The sequence below is a fragment of the Micromonospora sp. NPDC093277 genome (assembly GCF_044765245.1).
GTDB lineage: Bacteria > Actinomycetota > Actinomycetes > Mycobacteriales > Micromonosporaceae > Micromonospora.
The window spans coordinates 210,009-226,994 of sequence record NZ_JBIWJO010000004.1 but is presented as its reverse complement, the minus strand read 5'-3'; the positions used below and the strand labels follow the sequence as shown (position 1 = coordinate 226,994).

Genomic DNA, 16,986 nt, shown 5'->3' with positions numbered 1-16,986 from the left:
CCGAGCCCTGGAAGAGAAATGGAGAATCCGCCCTCGACGCTGGAGAGCACTTGCAGGTGCCACCCGGAGGTCGGCCGCTGCGGGGAAGCCCGTCAGTCCGAGTAGAGCCCGGCCGCGTCGACGAGGACGACGTCGGGCCGGTCTGCGGCTGCTCGCCGCAGCTCGTCGGTGAATCCTTCCCCGCTCGCCAGCAGCAGGCGGCTAGGGGTCGCGTCAATCCCGGGGCGGCGGACAAGCAGCTCCCGCACGCGCCGCAACCGTTCCAGGTCCGCCTGGCCCAGCCGCCGACCCAACTTCACCTCACCGATCCCGAGCAGCGGGCGCGCTCCGTCACCGAGCGGCGGCTCACCGAGGGCGACGAGATCCAGCTCGTGACTGGTTCGAGTGGACGGATCCGTCACGGTCGCGGCACTGGCCTCCGCGACGATGCCGTCGAAGACGTCAGGGTCGGCGAAGCGGATGGTCCACTGCCGGACAATCTCCTCGAACCGGGGGCCAAGGACGGCACTGGTGTAACGGCGTTTCGAACGACGCCAGACGTCCCCGCCACGACGCTGTTCGAGCGCGGTCCAGGCGGGTCGCATGACGGCCTGGTAGAAGGTGATGAGCGGTTCGGTGATCCGGTAGCTGCTGCGTCCGCTCCGGAGCGGATCCGGTTCCCGCACCAGCAGGCCGGCGTCCTCCAGCACGGTCAGTGGATGTTGCAGGTCGTTCGCCTTGCGCCCGATGTAGCCGGCAATCCCGCCCCGACTGGCGTTGCCTTCGGCAACCGCCGCGAGCACGGAGTGGTAGAGAGCGGTGTCCCGCAGATCTGGGTCCTCGGCAAGCAGGTAACGCGCCTCCCGGAACAACGGGCGGGCCGGGTTGAGGACTGCCCGCACCACCCAACTGTCGAAGTCCTCCGGACCGTCCGGCGCATCGTCCTGGACGTATTCGCGACGGTAGGCCGGCGTCCCACCCACGATGGAAAAGACCCTCACGGCCAGCAACGGGTCCTCAATGCCCCAGAAGGCCGCGGCGGCCCGGTAGTCCAGCGGCTGCACCGGCAGTTCCAGGCCGGCCCGGCCCCGCAGCGGCGCGGACCCGGCGAGCAGGCCACCCATGAAGGACAGGGCCGATCCGCAGAGCAGCAGACGGGCACGGGACTGCGTGCGTTCGGGCCGTCCTGGCGTAAGCGCGTGCTGGATGATCGACGGAAGGTCGCGGGCCGCGCGGACCAGATACGGGAACTCGTCGATGACCACGGTCACCGGGCGTTCCCGACCCAGGGCGAGCAGCGCATCCACCGCCGCGCTCCAATCGGCCAGCTGAAGCGGTCCTGGCGCGCCTGTGTGTGCGCCGAGCGCCTCGCCGAGCCGCCGAAGCGACTCCGCCGCCGTGGCCTCGGTGGCCCCGAAGTAGAAGCCGTCAGTGGCCTGAGCCAGCTCGTAAAGCAGCAACGTCTTGCCCTGGCGGCGGCGGCCGCTCACGACCCCGAGGGTCGCGCCCGGGCGCTCGTCGGCGGCGAAGCGGGTCAGCTCCGCCCACTCGACGTCCCGGTCGAAGATCCCCTTCGGCTTCTGCAGTTGAGTCACCTGAGGCCACCGCATTTCATAGGACTACACTTCTTAGAAGTGTAGTCCTACATCTTGCTCTGGGCGTGGGGATCCACTCCATGCCGCGCACTTGGCGGCATTCGGCCCTCGCCGAGACCACCGCATCTCGCGCACGGAGTCGATCACGACCTGGTCCGGGCGGGAGCGAAGGCGGCTACGGCTCGCGGCGGGAAGATACGGGTATGAGTGACGCGTATGTGGTGGGCGACCCCGACGGCCTGACCCCGCTGCTCCAGGAGATCCGGGACGCGGTGGCCCGCGAGCTGCACGCGCAGCTGGCCATGCGGGCCGAGCGGATCGAGCTGGCCGACGTCCCCGAGATCGCCTACCAGGTGACGCTCGGCGTCGACCGGGTGCTCACCGATCGACGCCGGACGAGGATCAGTTGACGCCGGCGTACGAGTGCAGGCCGGTGAAGAAGAAGTTGACCCCGAACAGGTTCATCAGCATGGTCAGGAAGCCCAGGATCGAGATCCAGGTGGCCACGTTCCGCTTGACGCTCGGGGTGGCCCGGGCGTGCAGGTAGCCCGCGTACACCACCCAGGAGATGAACGCCCAGGTCTCCTTCGGGTCCCAGCCCCAGGCCCGACCCCAGGCCGCCTCGGCCCAGATCGCCCCGGCGATCACCGCGAAGGTGAAGACCGGGAACGCGAACGCGTGCAGCGTGAAGGTCAGCCGCTCCAGGCCGGCCGCCGCCGGCAGCCGGCGGGCCAGGGTGTACGGGAAGCTCCGCCGGCCCTGCTCCCAGCCGGCCCGCATCAGGTACGAGGCCGCCGGCACCACGCCGAGCAGGAAGATGCCGGAGGCGAAGACGATCGTCGACACGTGGATGATGAACCAGTACGACTGGAGCGCCGGCATCAGCGGCGTGACCTGCACATAGAGCTTCAGCTCGGCGAACGCCAGCAGCAGCACCATGACCAGGGTCAGGAAGAGCCCGAGCCGGCGCAGTTGCGGGCGCTTCCAGAGCAGCGCCAGCCAGGCGACGGCCCCGATGAAGGTGACCGTCAGCACGAACTCGTACATGTTGCCCCAGGGCATCCGCTCGGCGGCGAGACCCCGGGTGATCAGCGCGCCCAGGTGCAGCACGGCGGCGAGCGCGGTGACCCAGCCGGCGATCTGTCCGGCCAGCGCGCCCCGCGCGGCCGAGCGGACGGGCCGGGTCTCGGTCGGGGCGGCGGGCGGGGCCGGCACCGTCGCATCGGTGCCACCGGCACCGCCGACGCCCGCGCCGACCAACTCGCGGGCCGGGGCGGCGACCCTCGCCGACACCGCCCGGGCGTTGCCCAGCGCGTACTCGACGGCGTGGCTGATCATCGCGACCAGGTACGCCAGGATCGCGTACGTGACCAGCTGGTCGGAGAGTGCGGACATCACTCGTCTCCTTCTCGCGCCCGCAGGTCGTCTCGCTCGTCGTCGCTGACCGCGGCGACGAGCTGCGCGAACTCGTCGGCGAACCCTGGATGCTCGGTGCGCGGCAGCCCACCGGCCTCCACCAAGCTACTACCGGCCGTCGGAGATCCACCCTCGGGGGGCGAAACCCGGAACCAGACCCGCCGCCGCCGGGCGAAGAGGGAACCCATCAGGCCGAGCAGCAGCGTCACGCAGGCGCCGAGCATCAACGTCTGCCCGGGGGCGTATCGGACGGAGACGGTGATGTACGGCTTGGTGCCGACGAACTCCAGCGTGCTGCCGTCGTCCAGGGTCCATTTCTCGCCCAGGCCCAGCTTCTTGTCGCCGACCTGCTTCAGCTTGCCGTTGTCGATCTGCCGCTGGTCGAGCTTGTAGACCGAGCCGGGGATGCCGGCGTCCAACCCGAGGTTGCCCTGGTACGCGACCAGCACCACCGCCGGGTTGCGCTCCCCGGGGAACTGGGACGAGACGAACGGCGCGCGGTCCGGCGCGGTGGGCAGGTAGAGACCGTCGAAGGCGACCTGCTGGTCGGCCGCACGCTGGCCGGTCTTCGGGTCGACGTTCGCGTCCGGGAAGGCGGCCACGCCCTCCTCGGTCGCGTTCGGGTCGCCGGTACGCAGGAAGGGCGCCGTGCTGGTCTGGCTGCGGCCGTACCTGTCGGTGTACTTCAGGATCGGCGCGTACCCGTTGCCGAGCAGGTAGACGTTGGCCGGGCCGAGCCGCAGCGGCGAGTTCACCGAGAAGCCGGCGGTCCGCGTCGACCCGTCCGGCTCGTCCACCGTCACCGTCGCCCAGAAGCGCTTCGGCTGCCCGGACGGGAGGTAGTCCGCCTCGAACCGGTCGAGGGTGAGGCAGAACGGGGGCAGGTCGGCGCTGTCCACCCGCGGGCCGAGCGACGCCTCGGCGTACTGCTGGCGGGTGTTGCAAAAGGCGTTGTCCGCGCCGGACACGAGGATCCGGTTGCCGTGCCAGCCGTACCACGAGCCGACCGCGACGCCGAACAGGACGGCGACCAGCGACACGTGGAAGATCAGGTTGCCGGTCTCCTTGAGGTAGCCCTTCTCGGCGGAGACCTCGTTGTCGCGTACCACGACCCGCCAGCGACGGCGGCGCAGCACCGCCGCGATCGCCTCGGGGTCGGCGGCGGCCGGCGCCTCCAGCACCGCGTGCTGCGGCAGCCGGTCGAGCCGCTTCGGCGCGGCCGGCGGCCGGCGGCGCAGCGCCCGGACGTGGTCGCGGGCCCGGGGCAGGATGCAGCCGACCAGCGAGGTGAAGAGCAGCAGGTAGATCGCGGAGAACCAGACCGAGCCGAACACCTCGAACATGCCGAGCTGATCGAGCCGGGGGGCCAGGTCGGGGTGGTCGACGAACCACTGGTTGACCTTCTCCGGGTTGACCCCGCGCTGTGGCAGCACCGAGCCGGGGATGGCGGCGACCGCGAGCAGGAAGAGCAGGATCAGCGCGGTACGCATACTGGTGAGCTGACGCCACGAGTTGCGCAGCAGGGCGAGCACCGGGTTGACCCGTCGCCGGGGCGCTCCGGCGGGCGGCGCGGACGGCCGGTCGTCCACCGTCGTCATCAGATGCTCACCTCGCCCGGGCCCACGTGCGTCTTCAGCCAGATCACGAAGTCCTGCCAGCCGCCGGTGACCAGCGCCAGGCCGATCAGGATCAGCAGGACGCCACCGATCCGGGTGACCCAGCGGCTGTTGCGGCGGACCGCGCGGAACACCCCGAGCAGGCGATGGAAGCCCAACCCGAAGACGACGAACGGTGTCCCCAACCCCAGGCAGTACGCCACGGCGAGCAACACCGCCCGGTCGGTCTTGCCCTCCGCGGCCGCCATGCCGAGCACCGCGCCGAGCGTCGGGCCGGTGCAGGGCACCCAGCTCAGCGCGAAGACCGCGCCGAGGACCGGCGCGCCGAGCAGGCCGGCGGCGGGCAGCCGCTGGATCCGGAACTCGCGCTGCAGGCCGGGAATCACCCCGAGGTAGCTGAGCCCGAGCACCACGATCAGCACACCGATGACGGTCTCCAGCGTGCGTTGGTGCTGGAAGAACGCCCGGCCGATGCCGGAGACCAGGATCGCGGTGGTGACGAAGACGGCGGTGAAGCCGGCGATGAAGAGCAGCGTGCCGGCGAGCACCCGCCCCTTCACGGCCGCCACCGGCCGCGCCGGGGGCGCCGCGACGCCCACCCCGCCACCGCCGGTGTTGACCGGGGCCCCGTCCTCCACCGGAGGCGTTAACAGGGGGCCCTTCCTGGCCGCTCGGCCCTCCAGGTCGGTGCCGGCCAGGCCGGTTACGTACGACAGGTAGCCGGGCATCAGGGGGAGGACGCAGGGGGAGAGGAAGCTGACCAGTCCGGCGAGGGCCGCCGCGCCGACGGCCAGCAGCAGCGGACCGGACTCGGCGAGCTGGCGGAACGTCTCGCCCATCAGCGGGATCCGTTGGGCGCCGGCTGCTCGGCGGCGATCCGCTCGACGACCGGTCGCAGCTCGTCCTGGGTGACGGCTCTGCGGATCACCACCGCGATCCGGCCGTCCCGGTCGAGCACGACCGTCGCCGGGGTGGTGTTCGGCGGGATGTCGAAGTTGAGCGCCTGCCGGCTGGCCGGGTCGAAGATGCTCGGATACGTGACCCGGCCCTCCTCGAAGGCGATCGCCTTGTCCTTGCTGTCCTGTGTGTTGATGCCGAGGAAGGTCACCCCGGACGCCTTGGTGGCCTGGTAGGTGGCCTCCAGGTCGTCGGCCTCGGCCCGGCAGGGCGCGCACCAGGAGCCCCAGAAGTTGACCACGACCACCTGCCCGCGGTCGCGGGAGACGTCGTAGCTGCCGCCGGTGAGCAGCTCACCGCTCACCTTCGGGGTCTTCGACCGCTGGTCGGGCGCGCAGGTGATGGTGAGGCCGTCACTCGTGCACCGGCTCTCCTGGTTGCCGGCGGAGCAACCGACCAGGGCCGCGCCGGCGGTGGCGGCGGCGAGCAGGGCAGCGAGCGTCCTCCGGCCGGGCATCTCAGGCCCCCTTGGCCGTCCGGGCCGTCGCCGACATCGCGATCAGGTGGGCGGCCGGCTCGGAGTAGCCGATGCCGGCGATCTTGGCGCCGTCGAAGTGGAACGAGGTGAGGCTCGCCAGCCCGCACTGCCGCTTACGCGGGTCGTGCCAGAGCCGCTTGTGCTCGACGTACCGGCGCAGGGTCCAGATGGGCAGCTGGTGGGAGACCAGCACGGCCTCGCGCCCCTCGGCGGCGATCCGGGCGGCGTGCAGCGCGGCGAACATCCGCTCGGCGATGGCCCGGTACGCCTCGCCCCAGGACGGGGTGACCGGGTCGCGCAGCACCCACCAGTTACGCGGGTCGCGGAACGAGCCGTCGCCCGGCGAGACCTTCTTGCCCTCGAAGAAGTTGGCGCTCTCGATCAGCCGCTCGTCCACCCCGACCGGCAGGCCGAATTGCCCGGCGATCGGCTCGGCGGTCTGCTGCGCGCGTTCCAGCGGGCTGGCAGCCACGTGCACCACGGTCTTGTCGGCGAGCGCCTGAGCGGCCGCCTTGGCCATCTGGACGCCCAGCTCAGAGAGACGGAAACCCGGCAACCGGCCGTAGAGGATGCCGTCCGGGTTGTGCACCTCGCCGTGCCGCAGCACGTGGACCACCGTCTCGCTCACGCCTGTTACCCCCCGTGTCCCGCCGCTGCCGCCGCCGTCGCCGCGCCGGGCAGGGCATCGGCGATCTGTTCCAGGGCGGCGTCGTCGATCGCCGCCGACACGAACCACGCCTCGAACGCGCTCGGCGGCAGGTAGACGCCGGCGGCGAGCATCGCGTGGAAGAACGCCTTGAACGCGGGCACCTGCTGGGTGCGGGCGCTGTCGTAGTCGACCACGTCGGCGTCGGTGAAGAAGATCGAGAACATGTTGCCCGCGTACGACAGGCGGTGCGGGACCCCGGCGGCGGCCAGCGCGTCGGCGGCGAGCTTGCTCACCACGGCGGCCGTCTCGTCGAGCTTGCGGTAGAGCGCCTCGTCGGCGAGGCGGAGCGTGGCCAGGCCGGCGGCGCAGGCCAGCGGGTTACCGGAGAGGGTGCCGGCCTGGTAGACCGGGCCGGCCGGGGCCAGCTTCGCCATGATCTCCGCGCGCCCGCCGAACGCCGCGGCGGGCAGGCCACCGCCCATGACCTTCCCGTACGTCCACAGGTCGGCGTCGGACGGGTCGAGACCGTGCCAGCCGGCGCGGGAGACCCGGAACCCGGTCATCACCTCATCGACGATGAGCAGCGCGCCGTACGCGTGGGCGATCCGGGCGAGGTGCTGGTTGAAGCCGTCCCGCGGGGCGACCACGCCCATGTTGCCGGCGGCCGCCTCGGTGATGATCGCGGCGATGTGCTGGCCCTCGGCGGCGAAGGCAGCCTCGACGGCGGTGAGGTCGTTGTACGGCAGCACGATGGTGTCGCCGGCGGCGGCCCCGGTCACGCCGGGCGAGTCGGGCAGGCCGAGGGTGGCCACGCCGGAGCCGGCGGCGGCGAGCAGCGCATCCGAGTGCCCGTGATAGCAGCCGGAGAACTTGATGATTTTGGCGCGGCCGGTGAAGCCACGGGCCAGCCGGATCGCCGACATGGTCGCCTCGGTGCCCGAGTTGACCAGCCGGACCTGCTCCACCGGGGTACGCGCGATGATCTCCTCGGCCAGGTCGACCTCACCCGGGGTCGGGGTGCCGAAGCTGGTACCGAGTGCCGCGGCCTCCCGCAACGCCTCCACCACCACCGGGTGGGCGTGGCCGAGAACCAGCGGCCCCCAGGAACAGACCAGGTCGACGTAGCGGCGACCATCGGCGTCGAACAGCCAGGGACCCTCCCCCCGCACCATGAAACGCGGAGTGCCGCCCACGGCACGGAACGCGCGCACAGGAGAATTCACCCCGCCGGGCACGATGGCCTTGGCGCGGTCGAACAGGGCCTCGGAGGCCGGTGCGTCGGCCGGGTACCGGCCGGATCCGGCGGAAAACATATCGCTCACGATGCCGCCATTGTGTCAGCGTCGGGCTGCTGGTCGGCAGCCACCCCGCTCAGGGGGTTACGAGACTCACGCTCGGGCCCGCCCGGACTCACGCTCGGGCCGTCCGAAACGGGACAGCAGGGGGCGGTGGCTCAGCGGGCCGGGTGGTCGAGATCGCGATAGGGTGACCGGGTGGATCGTGCCGAACTGTCCATCACGGTACACCGGACGGGCGATGAAGCCGTGCTTCGCCTCGCCGGTGAGATCGACATGCTCACGGCCGCCCAGCTGTCGACCGTTGTCAATGAGGTGCTGGCCGATCCGCCGCCGCGCATCGTGCTCGACCTGGGCGGGGTGACCTTCTGCGACTCGCAGGGCCTCGGCACCCTGGTGGTGCTCAGCCGCAAGGCCAGTCACGCGCAGAGCCTGCTGGTCCTGAGCAACGTCGGCGACTTCCTGCTCCGCGTCCTGGACATCACCGGCCTCCGCTCAGCCCTGATGATCCGCAACGAAACCGCCCCCTAACCCCCACCCCCACCCCCACCCCTCCCGGCCCACCCCCACCCCACCCCCGGGCCCGGCGGTTGATCATGAGGTTAGCGGCGCGACACGCCGACGCGGAGGGCGCCAACCTCATGATCAACGGTGCCGGACCCGGGTGGGGGTGGGGTGGTGGGGGTGGGGTGGGGGGTGGGGGGGTTAGGTGGTGGGGATGTCGCGGCGGTGGAAGGTGGCTACGCCGGCTGCTGCCAGGGCCAGGGCCACGGTGGCCAGGGTCCAGAGGGGGGTGGCGCTCCACTGGGGCCTGAGCACCTGCGGGGTGTGGGTGAACGGGGAGACGTCCAGCAGCCACTGGCTCAGCTTCAGCACCGCGCCGAGCTGGCCGAGCAGCACGCAGACCGCCAGGATCGCCCAGGCCACCGAGGCGAGCCGGGGCAGCAGACCGTAGAGCAGCACCGCGAGCCCGGCCAGCACCCAGGCCGCGGGCACCTGGGCCAGCCCGGCGCCGACCATCCGGGGCAGCTCACGCGGCACATCGTGCACGCTCAGCCCGTAGGTCAGGCCGGTGGCGAGACCGGTCACGGCCAGCACCACCACCGGCCCGAGCAGCGCGAACACCACGTGGGACAGCAGCCAGGTCGAGCGGCGCGTCTCGGTGGCGAGCAGCGGCTCGGCCCGCCCGTCGGTCTCCTCCGACCGCATCCGCAGCGCGGCCTGCACGCCGTACCCGGCCGCAGCCAGGCCGGCCAGGCTCAGCGTCGCACCGAGGTACGCGTCGGCCAGGCCCGAGGCCCCACCGAGCCGGGCCATGATCTCCTCCAGCTGGGCGTTGCCTTCGAGGGACCGGCCGGCGGCCTGCGCCGCCCCGCCCAGGATCAGCCCGAGCAGGCCGAAGCCGACCGACCACCAGAGGATCGGCCCCCGGTGCAGCCGCCAGGCCAACCCGAACGACCCGGACAGGGCCCGCCCGGCGGTGGCCGGCCCCAGGCGGGGTGGCAGCAGGCCGGCGCCCAGGTCGCGGCGCACCGACAGCGGGTACGCGAGCGCGGCGAACAGCACCGTCGCGGCCAGCGGCAGCGCCAGCACCCACCAGCGCTCCCCCTCGTACGCCCGCACGCGGGCCGCCCAGCCCAGCGGCGAGAGCCAGCTCGGCCAGTCGTGCGTGGCGGTGTCGCCGACGAGCCGGAGCCCGAAGGCGGCCCCGAGGATCGCGATCCCGATGCCCCGCGCCCCGCCCGCCGACTCGGTGAGCTGGGCGGCCAGCCCGCCGATGGTGGCGAAGACGATGCCGGTCAGCGCGGTGGCGAGGCCGTACGCGTACGAGCCGCCGGCCGGGAGCCCGGAGGAGACCAGCCCGGCCGCGGTGATCAGACCGAGCAGCAGGTCGGCCGCGTACGTCACGAGCAGCGCGGCGGTCAGCCCGGCGTGCCGGCCGAGCACCGTGCCGCTGAGCAGCTCCCGCCGGCCGGCCTCCTCCTCGCTCCGGGTGTGCCGGACGACGGTGAGCAGGCTGGCCAGCCCGATGATCACCAGCATGAGCCCGCTGCGCTGGGCGGTGAGCGCGCCGATGCTGTCGCCGTACACCGGGCCGAGCAGCGCGACGATCGACGGGTTGCGGGCGGTGCCGGCGGCGTACGCCGCCCGCTGGGCCTCGGTCGGGAACAGCTCGAAGAAGCTGGCCGCGTACGTGGCCGGGAGGACTGCGAGCAGCAGCACCCAGAGCGGCAGCACGAAGCGGTCCCGGCGCAGGATCAGCCGGGCCAGGTGGCGTGTTCCGGTGAGCGTGCTCATGCGTCCGCCTCGCTCCGCTCGGCAGCCGCACGAGGCTCGACCGCACCGCAACGATGATTCACTCGCTGACGCTCGCTCATGCGTCCGCCTCGCTCCGCTCGGCAGCCGCACAAGGCCCGACCGCACCGCAACGATGATTCACTCGCTGACGCTCGCTCATGCCGACACCTCGGTGGGTGCCGTCTCGTAGTGGCGCAGGAACAGCTGCTCCAGCGTCGGCGGCTGGCTGACCAGGCTGCGTACGCCCAGCTCGGTGAGCCGGCGCAGCGCGGTCTCCAGCGCGGCGGTGTCCACGTCGAAGCGCACCCGGTTGCCGTCCACCCGCAGGTCGTGCACGCCGGGCAGGTCGGCCAGCCCGTCCAGTGGGGCGACGATCTCGGCCTCGATCGAGGTGCGCTGGAGGTGACGCAGCTCGTCGAGGGTGCCGGACTCGACGGCGACGCCGTTGCGGATGATCGTCACCCGGTCGCAGAGCGCCTCCACCTCGGCCAGGATGTGGCTGGAGAGCAGCACGGTGCGGCCGTCCTGCTTGGCCCCGCGCACCCAGTGCTGGAAGACCTCCTCCATCAGCGGGTCCAGCCCGGAGGTCGGCTCGTCGAGGATCAGCAGCTCGACGTCGGAGGCGAGCGCGGCGACCAGGCCGACCTTCTGCCGGTTGCCCTTCGAGTAGGCCCGGCCCCGCTTGCGCGGGTCGAGTTCGAAGGACTCCAGCAGTTCGGCGCGGCGCTTCGGGTCGAGCCCGCCGCGCATCCGGCCGAGCAGGTCGATCACCTCGCCACCGGTGAGGCTCGGCCAGAGGGTGACGTCGCCTGGGACGTACGCGAGGCGGCGGTGCAGGGCGACGGCGTCGCGCCACGGGTCGCCGCCGAGCAACCGGACGGCTCCCGCGTCAGGCCGCAGCAGACCGAGCAGCACCCGGATGGTGGTCGACTTGCCGGCGCCGTTGGGGCCCAGAAAGCCGTGCACCTCCCCGGCGCGGACGGTGAGGTCGAGTCCGTCGAGTGCCCGGGTCCGGCCGAAGGTCTTCACCAGGCCGGACACCTCAATCGGGGTTTCCATGCTTCGGAAGCTACGCTCGTTTCATAAACTTGTGAAGACAGTGTTGGTTGAGGCACCATCACTTTCACACCCTTTTAACGCGAGGAGCCAGCGCCGATGCCCGACGACCACCGCCCGGACCGAAACGAGGAAGAGGTGCACCTCTTCGTCGAACGGATGGCGATGGCCTTCGCGGACGTCGGCTTCCCCCGGATGGCCGGCCGGGTGCTCTTCACCGTGATGAGCGCGGACGAGCCGCTCACCGCCGCCGAGATCGGCGAACGGCTCGGGGTCAGCGCGGCGGCGGTCTCCGGCGCGGTCCGCTACCTGACCCAGTTCGCCATCCTGGTCCGCGAGCCCGTCAAGGGCTCCCGGCGGGACCGCTACCGGATGCCGGACAACCCCTGGTACGAGGCCACCATCACCAAGACCGGCCTCTACAAGAACTTCATCGACATCGCCAACGGCGGCGTGGAGGCGCTACTCGGACGGGACACCCCGTCCGGCGAGCGGGTGGCCGAGATGCGGGACTTCTTCGTCTTCGTACAGGAGGAGATCGACGGCCTCGGCGAGCGGTGGCGGTCCCGGCGCGCCGCGACCGGGCACGGCGGCCCGGCCGCCTGAGAGATCAGCCCGGGTTTCCCCAGCGGGCCTGCTCCAGGATGTCCACCGCGCGGTCCCGGGACTCCGGGCCGTCGTCGGCGCGGAGCAGGGCCGTGGCCTCGTCCACCGCGTCGGTGAGCGCCCGCCACTGGGTTTCCCGCTCCCGCACCAGATCCGACTGGGCGGCGAGCTGGCGGGTCTTCACCCACAGCTCCACGAAGACCGACACCTTCGCCCGCAGCACCCACGGGTCGAACGGCTTGGTCAGGTAGTCGACCGCACCGACCGCGTAGCCGCGCAGGGCGAGCTGGGCGTCCCGGTCCGCCGCGGTGAGGAAGATGATCGGTACGTGCCGGGTCCGCTCCCGCCGCTTGATGTGGGTGGCCGTCTCGAAGCCGTCCATGTCGGGCATCTGGGCGTCGAGCAGGATCACCGCGAAGTCGTCGACCAGGAGCTGCTTCAGCGCCGCCTCGCCGCTCTCCACGGCGACCGACTGCACCGGAAGCCCCTGGAGGATCGCCTCCAGGGCCATGAGGTTCTCCCGCCGGTCATCCACCAGCAGCGCCTTGGCCATCTGACTCACGCCGCCGCCTCGCTCCGCTCCACGGCGGCGCGAGGCGCCACGCTACTGAGCCGCATGGTTCGCTCGCTCCGCTCGCTCACGAGATCTCCTCGCCTCGGCTTCGGCCGATCCAGGACGTCATCAGCTCGATCAGCTCGTCCAGGTCCACCGGCTTGGTGATGTAGTCGCTGCCGCCGGCGGTGATCGCCGACTCCCGGTCACCGGGCATCGCCTTCGCCGTCAGGAAGACGATCGGCAGGTCCGTGAAGCGATGGTTGCGGCGGATCTGCCGGGTCGTCTCGTAGCCGTCCTGGTCCGGCATCATCGCGTCCATCAGCACGATGTCCACCTCCGGATGCTCGGCGAGCTGGCGGACACCGTCCGTCCCGTTGTCCGAGTACAACACGGTCATCCCATGAAGTTCCAACGCGGAGGTGAGCGCGAAGACGTTTCGGACGTCGTCATCGACGATCAGAACGGTCACGCCCTCCAGCCGCCGGGTCGCCGGAGTCTCCGGCGGCTGGGGCAGCTCCATCGGCATGAGCAGCGACGACGGCAGGCCCGCGCGGCTCGGCGAGGGCGGCGCCGGCGCCACCACCGCATCCGGTGCCAGCACGTCCGGTACGAAGAGAGTGAAGGTCGAGCCCTGCCCGGGCGCCGACGCGACGGTGATCGTGCCACCGAGCAGGCGGGCCAGGTCCCGGCTGATCGACAGGCCCAGCCCGGTGCCGCCGTACCGCCGGCTGGTCGTGCCGTCGGCCTGCTGGAACGCCTCGAAGATCAGCGAGAGCTTGTCGTCCGAGACGCCGATGCCGGTGTCGATCACCGTGAACGCGACGACCCGCTGGGCGTTGGTCAGCGCCGGCACGTCGAAGACCGCGTTGTCGGCGGCCGGCGCGATACGCAGCGTCACCGCACCGTTGTCGGTGAACTTCACCGCGTTGGAGAGCAGGTTACGGAGGATCTGCTGCAACCGCTGGGCGTCGGTGACCAGCGCCGGCGACAGGTCCTTGCTGATCCGTACCTGGAAGTCGAGGCCCTTCTCCTCCGCCTGCCGCGCGAACACCTGCTCGACGTAGCCGCGGATCTCCGAGAACCGGACCTCGGTCGGCTCCACGTCCATCCGGCCCGCCTCGATCTTCGACAGGTCGAGGATGTCGTCGATCAGGGAGAGCAGGTCCGACCCGGCGCTGTGGATCGTGCGGGCGAACTCGATCTGCTTCGGCGACAGGTTCTGCTCCGGGTTCTCCGCGAGCAGCCGGGCCAGCAGCAGCAGCGAGTTCAGCGGCGTACGCAGCTCGTGGCTCATGTTCGCCAGGAACTCCGACTTGTACGCCGACGCCCGGGTGAGCTGCTGCGCCTTGTCCTCCAGGCCGAGCCGGGCCAGTTCTATCTCCCGGTTCTGGGTCTCGATGTTGGCCTTCTGCTCCGACAGCAGCTTCGCCTTGTCCTCCAGCTCGGCGTTGGTGCGCTGGAGTTCCGCCGACTGCTCCTGCAACTCCTGCGCCAGCCGCTGCGACTGGGCCAGCAGCTCCTCGGTACGCCGGTTGGCCTGGATGGTGTTGACCGCGATGCCGATCGTGCCGACCAGCCGCTCCAGGAACGCCAGGTGCAACTCGGAGAAGGTGATCACGCCGGCGAACTCGATCACGCCGAGCAGCTCGCCCTCGAACAGCACCGGCAGCACCACCAGGTCGGCCGGGGGCGTCTCGGCGAGGCCGGAACGCAGCACCAGCCGCCCGTCGGGCTGGGCGTTGACCCGGATGGTCCGCCGGGACAGGGCGGCCTGCCCGACCAGCCCCTCACCCGGTCCGAAGGTGACGTCGTGCCCCCGCGCCACGTACCCGTACGAGGCGGTGAGCCGCAACCGCATGCTCCCGTCAGAGCTGTCCGCCAGGAAGAACGCGCCGAGCTGCGCGTCGACCAGCGGGGTCACCTCCATCATGATCATGCGGCAGACCTCGCCGAGGTCACGCTGCCCCTGTAGCAGTCCACCGATCCGGGCCAGGTTGGAGTCCAGCCAGCCCTGCTCGGCGTTCTTCTTGGTCGTCTCCCGGAGGGTGACGATCATCTGGTTGATGTTGTCCTTCAGCTCGGCGACCTCGCCCTGCGCCTTCACGGCGATCCGCTGGGTCAGGTCGCCCCGGGTCACCGAGGTGGAGACCTGGGCGATCGCCCGGAGCTGGGTGGTGAGCGTCGAGGCGAGCTGGTTCACGTTCTCGGTCAGGTCCCGCCAGGTACCCGAGACCCCCTTGACCTGCGCCTGACCGCCCAACTTGCCCTCGATGCCGACCTCGCGGGCCACCCGGGTCACCTCGTCCGCGAACGACGACAGCTGATCCACCATCGTGTTCACGGTGTTCTTCAGCTCCAGGATCTCGCCCTGCGCGTCGACCGTGATCTTCTGGCCCAGGTCGCCCTTCGCCACGGCGGTGGTCACCGAGGCGATGTTGCGCACCTGCGACGTCAGGTTCGACGCCATCGAGTTCACGTTGCCGGTCAGGTCCCGCCAGGTGCCGCTGACCCCCTTGACCTGCGCCTGACCGCCCAACTTGCCCTCGGTGCCCACCTCACGGGCCACCCGGGTCACCTCGTCCGCGAACGACGACAGCTGATCCACCATCGTGTTCACGGTGTTCTTCAGCTCCAGGATCTCGCCCTGCGCGTCCACCGTGATCTTCTGCGAGAGGTCGCCCTTCGCCACCGCCGTCGAGACCTGGGCGATGTTGCGCACCTGCGACGTCAGGTTCGACGCCATCGAGTTCACGTTGTCGGTCAGGTCCCGCCAGGTGCCGGCGACCCCGCGTACCTGGGCCTGGCCACCCAGCTTGCCCTCGGTGCCCACCTCGCGGGCCACCCGGGTCACCTCGTCCGCGAACGACGACAGCTGATCCACCATCGTGTTGACCGTGGATTTCAGCTCCAGGATCTCGCCCCGGGCGTCGACCGTGATCTTCTGGCCCAGGTCGCCCTTCGCCACGGCGGTGGTCACCGAGGCGATGTTGCGCACCTGCGACGTCAGGTTCGACGCCATCGAGTTCACGTTGTCGGTCAGGTCGCGCCAGGTACCCGAGACCCCCTTGACCTGCGCCTGACCGCCCAACTTGCCCTCGGTGCCGACCTCGCGGGCCACCCGGGTCACCTCGTCCGCGAACGACGACAGCTGATCCACCATCGTGTTCACGGTGTTCTTCAGCTCCAGGACCTCACCCTGCGCGTCCACCGTGATCTTCTGCGAGAGGTCGCCCTTCGCCACCGCCGTCGACACCTGCGAGATGTTCCGCACCTGACTGGTCAGGTTGCCGGCGAGCTGGTTGACGTTCTCGGTGAGGTCGCGCCAGGTGCCGGAGACGCCGCGTACCTGGGCCTGGCCACCCAGCTTGCCCTCGATGCCGACCTCGCGGGCCACCCGGGTCACCTCGTCCGCGAACGACGACAGCTGATCCACCATCGTGTTCACGGTGTCCTTCAACTCCAGGATCTCGCCCTGGGCGGCCACCGTGATCTTCTGCGACAGGTCGCCCCGGGCCACCGCGGTGGAGACCTGGGCGATGTTGCGCACCTGCGCCGTCAGGTTCGACGCCATCGAGTTGACGCTGTCGGTCAGGTCCTTCCACGTGCCGGCGACGTTCGGCACCTCCGCCTGGCCGCCCAGGTTGCCCTCCGTGCCCACCTCTCTGGCCACCCGGGTCACCTGCTCGGCGAAGAGCCGCAGGGTGTCGGTGAGCGAGTTGAAGGTGTGCGCCAGCTCGGCCACCTCGCCCATGGCCGACACGGTGATCTTCTGCGACAGGTCACCCTTCGCCACCGCCGCGGCCACCTGCGAGATCGACCGCACCTGGTACGTCAGGTTCGACGCCATGGTGTTCACCGAGTCGGTGAGGTCCTTCCAGGTGCCGGCGACCCCGCGTACGTCGGCCTGGCCGCCCAGCTTGCCCTCGGTGCCCACCTCGCGGGCCACCCGGGTCACCTCGTTCGAGAAGGACGAGAGCTGGTCGACCATGGTGTTGACGGTGCGGCCGATGCGCAGGTACTCACCCCGAAGCGGGCGGCCGTCGATCTCCAGCGCCATGTGCTGGGACAGGTCGCCGTCGGCCACCGCCACGATCACCCGGGCGATCTCCGTGGCCGGCCGGCCCAGGTCGTCGATCAGCGAGTTGATCGCCCGCTGCCCCTCCACCCACGAGCCGTCCAGGCCCTCGTCGTCGAGGCGTTCGGTGAGCCGGCCGTCCCGGCCGACGATCCGGCTGATCCGGCGCAGGTCCAGATGCTGCCGCTCCTGGAGCGACACCACGTCGTTGAAGGCGTCGGCCACCTCACCGGCCAGGCCGGCCCGCCGGGGCAACCGGACCTTGAGGTCGCCGCGTCGCACCTGACGCAGCGCCTCCACCAGTTCACCGAGAAGCACTTCGTGGTCGGAAGCGGACGCGTCCGCGGCTACCGACTGTCTCGCCGTGGTCATCAGATTCCTCGCTCAGCTCGGGGCCGTCTGGCTCGTGC

At 71.0% G+C, this 16,986-nt stretch carries 14 protein-coding genes; 3 read left to right on the top strand and 11 right to left on the bottom strand.

Annotated elements, in window-relative coordinates; genetic code table 11:
• Nucleotides 1-92: 92 nt before the first annotated feature.
• On the bottom strand, nucleotides 93-1,574 hold the full coding sequence (locus tag ACIRG9_RS11350) for an ATP-binding protein (RefSeq protein WP_402853658.1): 1,482 nt from the start codon (nucleotides 1,572-1,574) through the stop codon (nucleotides 93-95).
• A gap of 203 nt (nucleotides 1,575-1,777) precedes the next feature.
• Between ACIRG9_RS11350 and ACIRG9_RS11345 the strand changes: the two genes are divergently transcribed.
• Nucleotides 1,778-1,984 carry a hypothetical protein gene (locus ACIRG9_RS11345; RefSeq protein ID WP_402853655.1) on the top strand — a complete coding sequence of 69 codons (207 nt, stop codon included), beginning with the start codon at nucleotides 1,778-1,780 and terminating at the stop codon, nucleotides 1,982-1,984.
• Here the strand turns inward: ACIRG9_RS11345 and ccsB are convergent.
• From ccsB to hemL, 6 genes are read right to left on the bottom strand one after another with little or no spacing between them, the layout of a single operon-like run.
• Complete coding sequence (gene ccsB, locus ACIRG9_RS11340) at nucleotides 1,977-2,969, bottom strand: c-type cytochrome biogenesis protein CcsB (protein ID WP_402853652.1); 993 nt, start codon at nucleotides 2,967-2,969, stop codon at nucleotides 1,977-1,979. The two genes, ACIRG9_RS11345 and ccsB, sit on opposite strands and share 8 nt — an antisense overlap.
• Complete coding sequence (locus ACIRG9_RS11335; RefSeq protein ID WP_402853650.1) at nucleotides 2,969-4,588, bottom strand: cytochrome c biogenesis protein ResB; 1,620 nt, start codon at nucleotides 4,586-4,588, stop codon at nucleotides 2,969-2,971. Before ACIRG9_RS11335 ends, ccsB begins: the two co-directional genes overlap by 1 nt.
• On the bottom strand, nucleotides 4,588-5,445 hold the full coding sequence (locus tag ACIRG9_RS11330; RefSeq protein WP_402853647.1) for a cytochrome c biogenesis CcdA family protein: 858 nt from the start codon (nucleotides 5,443-5,445) through the stop codon (nucleotides 4,588-4,590). Before ACIRG9_RS11330 ends, ACIRG9_RS11335 begins: the two co-directional genes overlap by 1 nt.
• Complete coding sequence (locus ACIRG9_RS11325; RefSeq protein WP_402853645.1) at nucleotides 5,445-6,020, bottom strand: TlpA family protein disulfide reductase; 576 nt, start codon at nucleotides 6,018-6,020, stop codon at nucleotides 5,445-5,447. Before ACIRG9_RS11325 ends, ACIRG9_RS11330 begins: the two co-directional genes overlap by 1 nt.
• A gap of 1 nt (nucleotide 6,021) precedes the next feature.
• Nucleotides 6,022-6,669 (bottom strand): histidine phosphatase family protein, encoded by a 648-nt coding sequence (locus tag ACIRG9_RS11320; RefSeq protein WP_402853643.1) that lies wholly within the window; start codon nucleotides 6,667-6,669, stop codon nucleotides 6,022-6,024.
• Nucleotides 6,670-6,674: 5 nt separating this feature from the next.
• Nucleotides 6,675-8,012: a glutamate-1-semialdehyde 2,1-aminomutase gene (gene hemL, locus ACIRG9_RS11315; protein WP_402853641.1), complete on the bottom strand. Its 1,338-nt coding sequence runs from the start codon at nucleotides 8,010-8,012 to the stop codon at nucleotides 6,675-6,677.
• Between the two features lie 171 nt (nucleotides 8,013-8,183).
• Here hemL and ACIRG9_RS11310 point away from each other — a divergent pair, with 171 nt between their 5' ends.
• Nucleotides 8,184-8,516 carry an STAS domain-containing protein gene (locus ACIRG9_RS11310; protein WP_402853638.1) on the top strand — a complete coding sequence of 111 codons (333 nt, stop codon included), beginning with the start codon at nucleotides 8,184-8,186 and terminating at the stop codon, nucleotides 8,514-8,516.
• Between the two features lie 174 nt (nucleotides 8,517-8,690).
• On the opposite strand, the gene ACIRG9_RS11305 is transcribed toward ACIRG9_RS11310, so the two are convergent.
• Both ACIRG9_RS11305 and ACIRG9_RS11300 read right to left on the bottom strand, forming a co-directional pair.
• A complete protein-coding gene (locus ACIRG9_RS11305; RefSeq protein ID WP_402853636.1) occupies nucleotides 8,691-10,283 on the bottom strand; it encodes an ABC transporter permease in 1,593 nt (530 codons plus the stop codon).
• Nucleotides 10,284-10,439: 156 nt separating this feature from the next.
• On the bottom strand, nucleotides 10,440-11,342 hold the full coding sequence (locus ACIRG9_RS11300) for an ATP-binding cassette domain-containing protein (RefSeq protein ID WP_402853633.1): 903 nt from the start codon (nucleotides 11,340-11,342) through the stop codon (nucleotides 10,440-10,442).
• Between the two features lie 96 nt (nucleotides 11,343-11,438).
• On the opposite strand from ACIRG9_RS11300, the gene ACIRG9_RS11295 reads away from it, so the two are divergent.
• Nucleotides 11,439-11,945 carry a GbsR/MarR family transcriptional regulator gene (locus ACIRG9_RS11295; RefSeq protein ID WP_402853630.1) on the top strand — a complete coding sequence of 169 codons (507 nt, stop codon included), beginning with the start codon at nucleotides 11,439-11,441 and terminating at the stop codon, nucleotides 11,943-11,945.
• A gap of 4 nt (nucleotides 11,946-11,949) precedes the next feature.
• On the opposite strand, the gene ACIRG9_RS11290 is transcribed toward ACIRG9_RS11295, so the two are convergent.
• Together ACIRG9_RS11290 and ACIRG9_RS11285 are read right to left on the bottom strand one after the other, a co-directional pair.
• Nucleotides 11,950-12,507: a two-component system response regulator gene (locus tag ACIRG9_RS11290; protein WP_402853627.1), complete on the bottom strand. Its 558-nt coding sequence runs from the start codon at nucleotides 12,505-12,507 to the stop codon at nucleotides 11,950-11,952.
• A gap of 76 nt (nucleotides 12,508-12,583) precedes the next feature.
• Nucleotides 12,584-16,948 (bottom strand): HAMP domain-containing protein, encoded by a 4,365-nt coding sequence (locus ACIRG9_RS11285; protein ID WP_402853624.1) that lies wholly within the window; start codon nucleotides 16,946-16,948, stop codon nucleotides 12,584-12,586.
• Between the last annotated feature and the right edge of the window lie 38 nt (nucleotides 16,949-16,986).

Excerpts from the sequence above, each read along its gene's own strand:
- ACIRG9_RS11345 (WP_402853655.1), top strand. The coding sequence starts at position 1,778 with ATGAGTGACGCGTATGTGGTGGGCGACCCCGACGGCCTGACCCCGCTG.
- ccsB (WP_402853652.1), bottom strand. The coding sequence starts at position 2,969 with ATGTCCGCACTCTCCGACCAGCTGGTCACGTACGCGATCCTGGCGTAC.
- ACIRG9_RS11335 (WP_402853650.1), bottom strand. The coding sequence starts at position 4,588 with ATGACGACGGTGGACGACCGGCCGTCCGCGCCGCCCGCCGGAGCGCCC.
- ACIRG9_RS11330 (WP_402853647.1), bottom strand. The coding sequence starts at position 5,445 with ATGGGCGAGACGTTCCGCCAGCTCGCCGAGTCCGGTCCGCTGCTGCTG.
- ACIRG9_RS11325 (WP_402853645.1), bottom strand. The coding sequence starts at position 6,020 with ATGCCCGGCCGGAGGACGCTCGCTGCCCTGCTCGCCGCCGCCACCGCC.
- ACIRG9_RS11305 (WP_402853636.1), bottom strand. The coding sequence starts at position 10,283 with ATGAGCACGCTCACCGGAACACGCCACCTGGCCCGGCTGATCCTGCGC.
- ACIRG9_RS11300 (WP_402853633.1), bottom strand. The coding sequence starts at position 11,342 with ATGGAAACCCCGATTGAGGTGTCCGGCCTGGTGAAGACCTTCGGCCGG.
- ACIRG9_RS11295 (WP_402853630.1), top strand. The coding sequence starts at position 11,439 with ATGCCCGACGACCACCGCCCGGACCGAAACGAGGAAGAGGTGCACCTC.
- ACIRG9_RS11285 (WP_402853624.1), bottom strand. The coding sequence starts at position 16,948 with ATGACCACGGCGAGACAGTCGGTAGCCGCGGACGCGTCCGCTTCCGAC.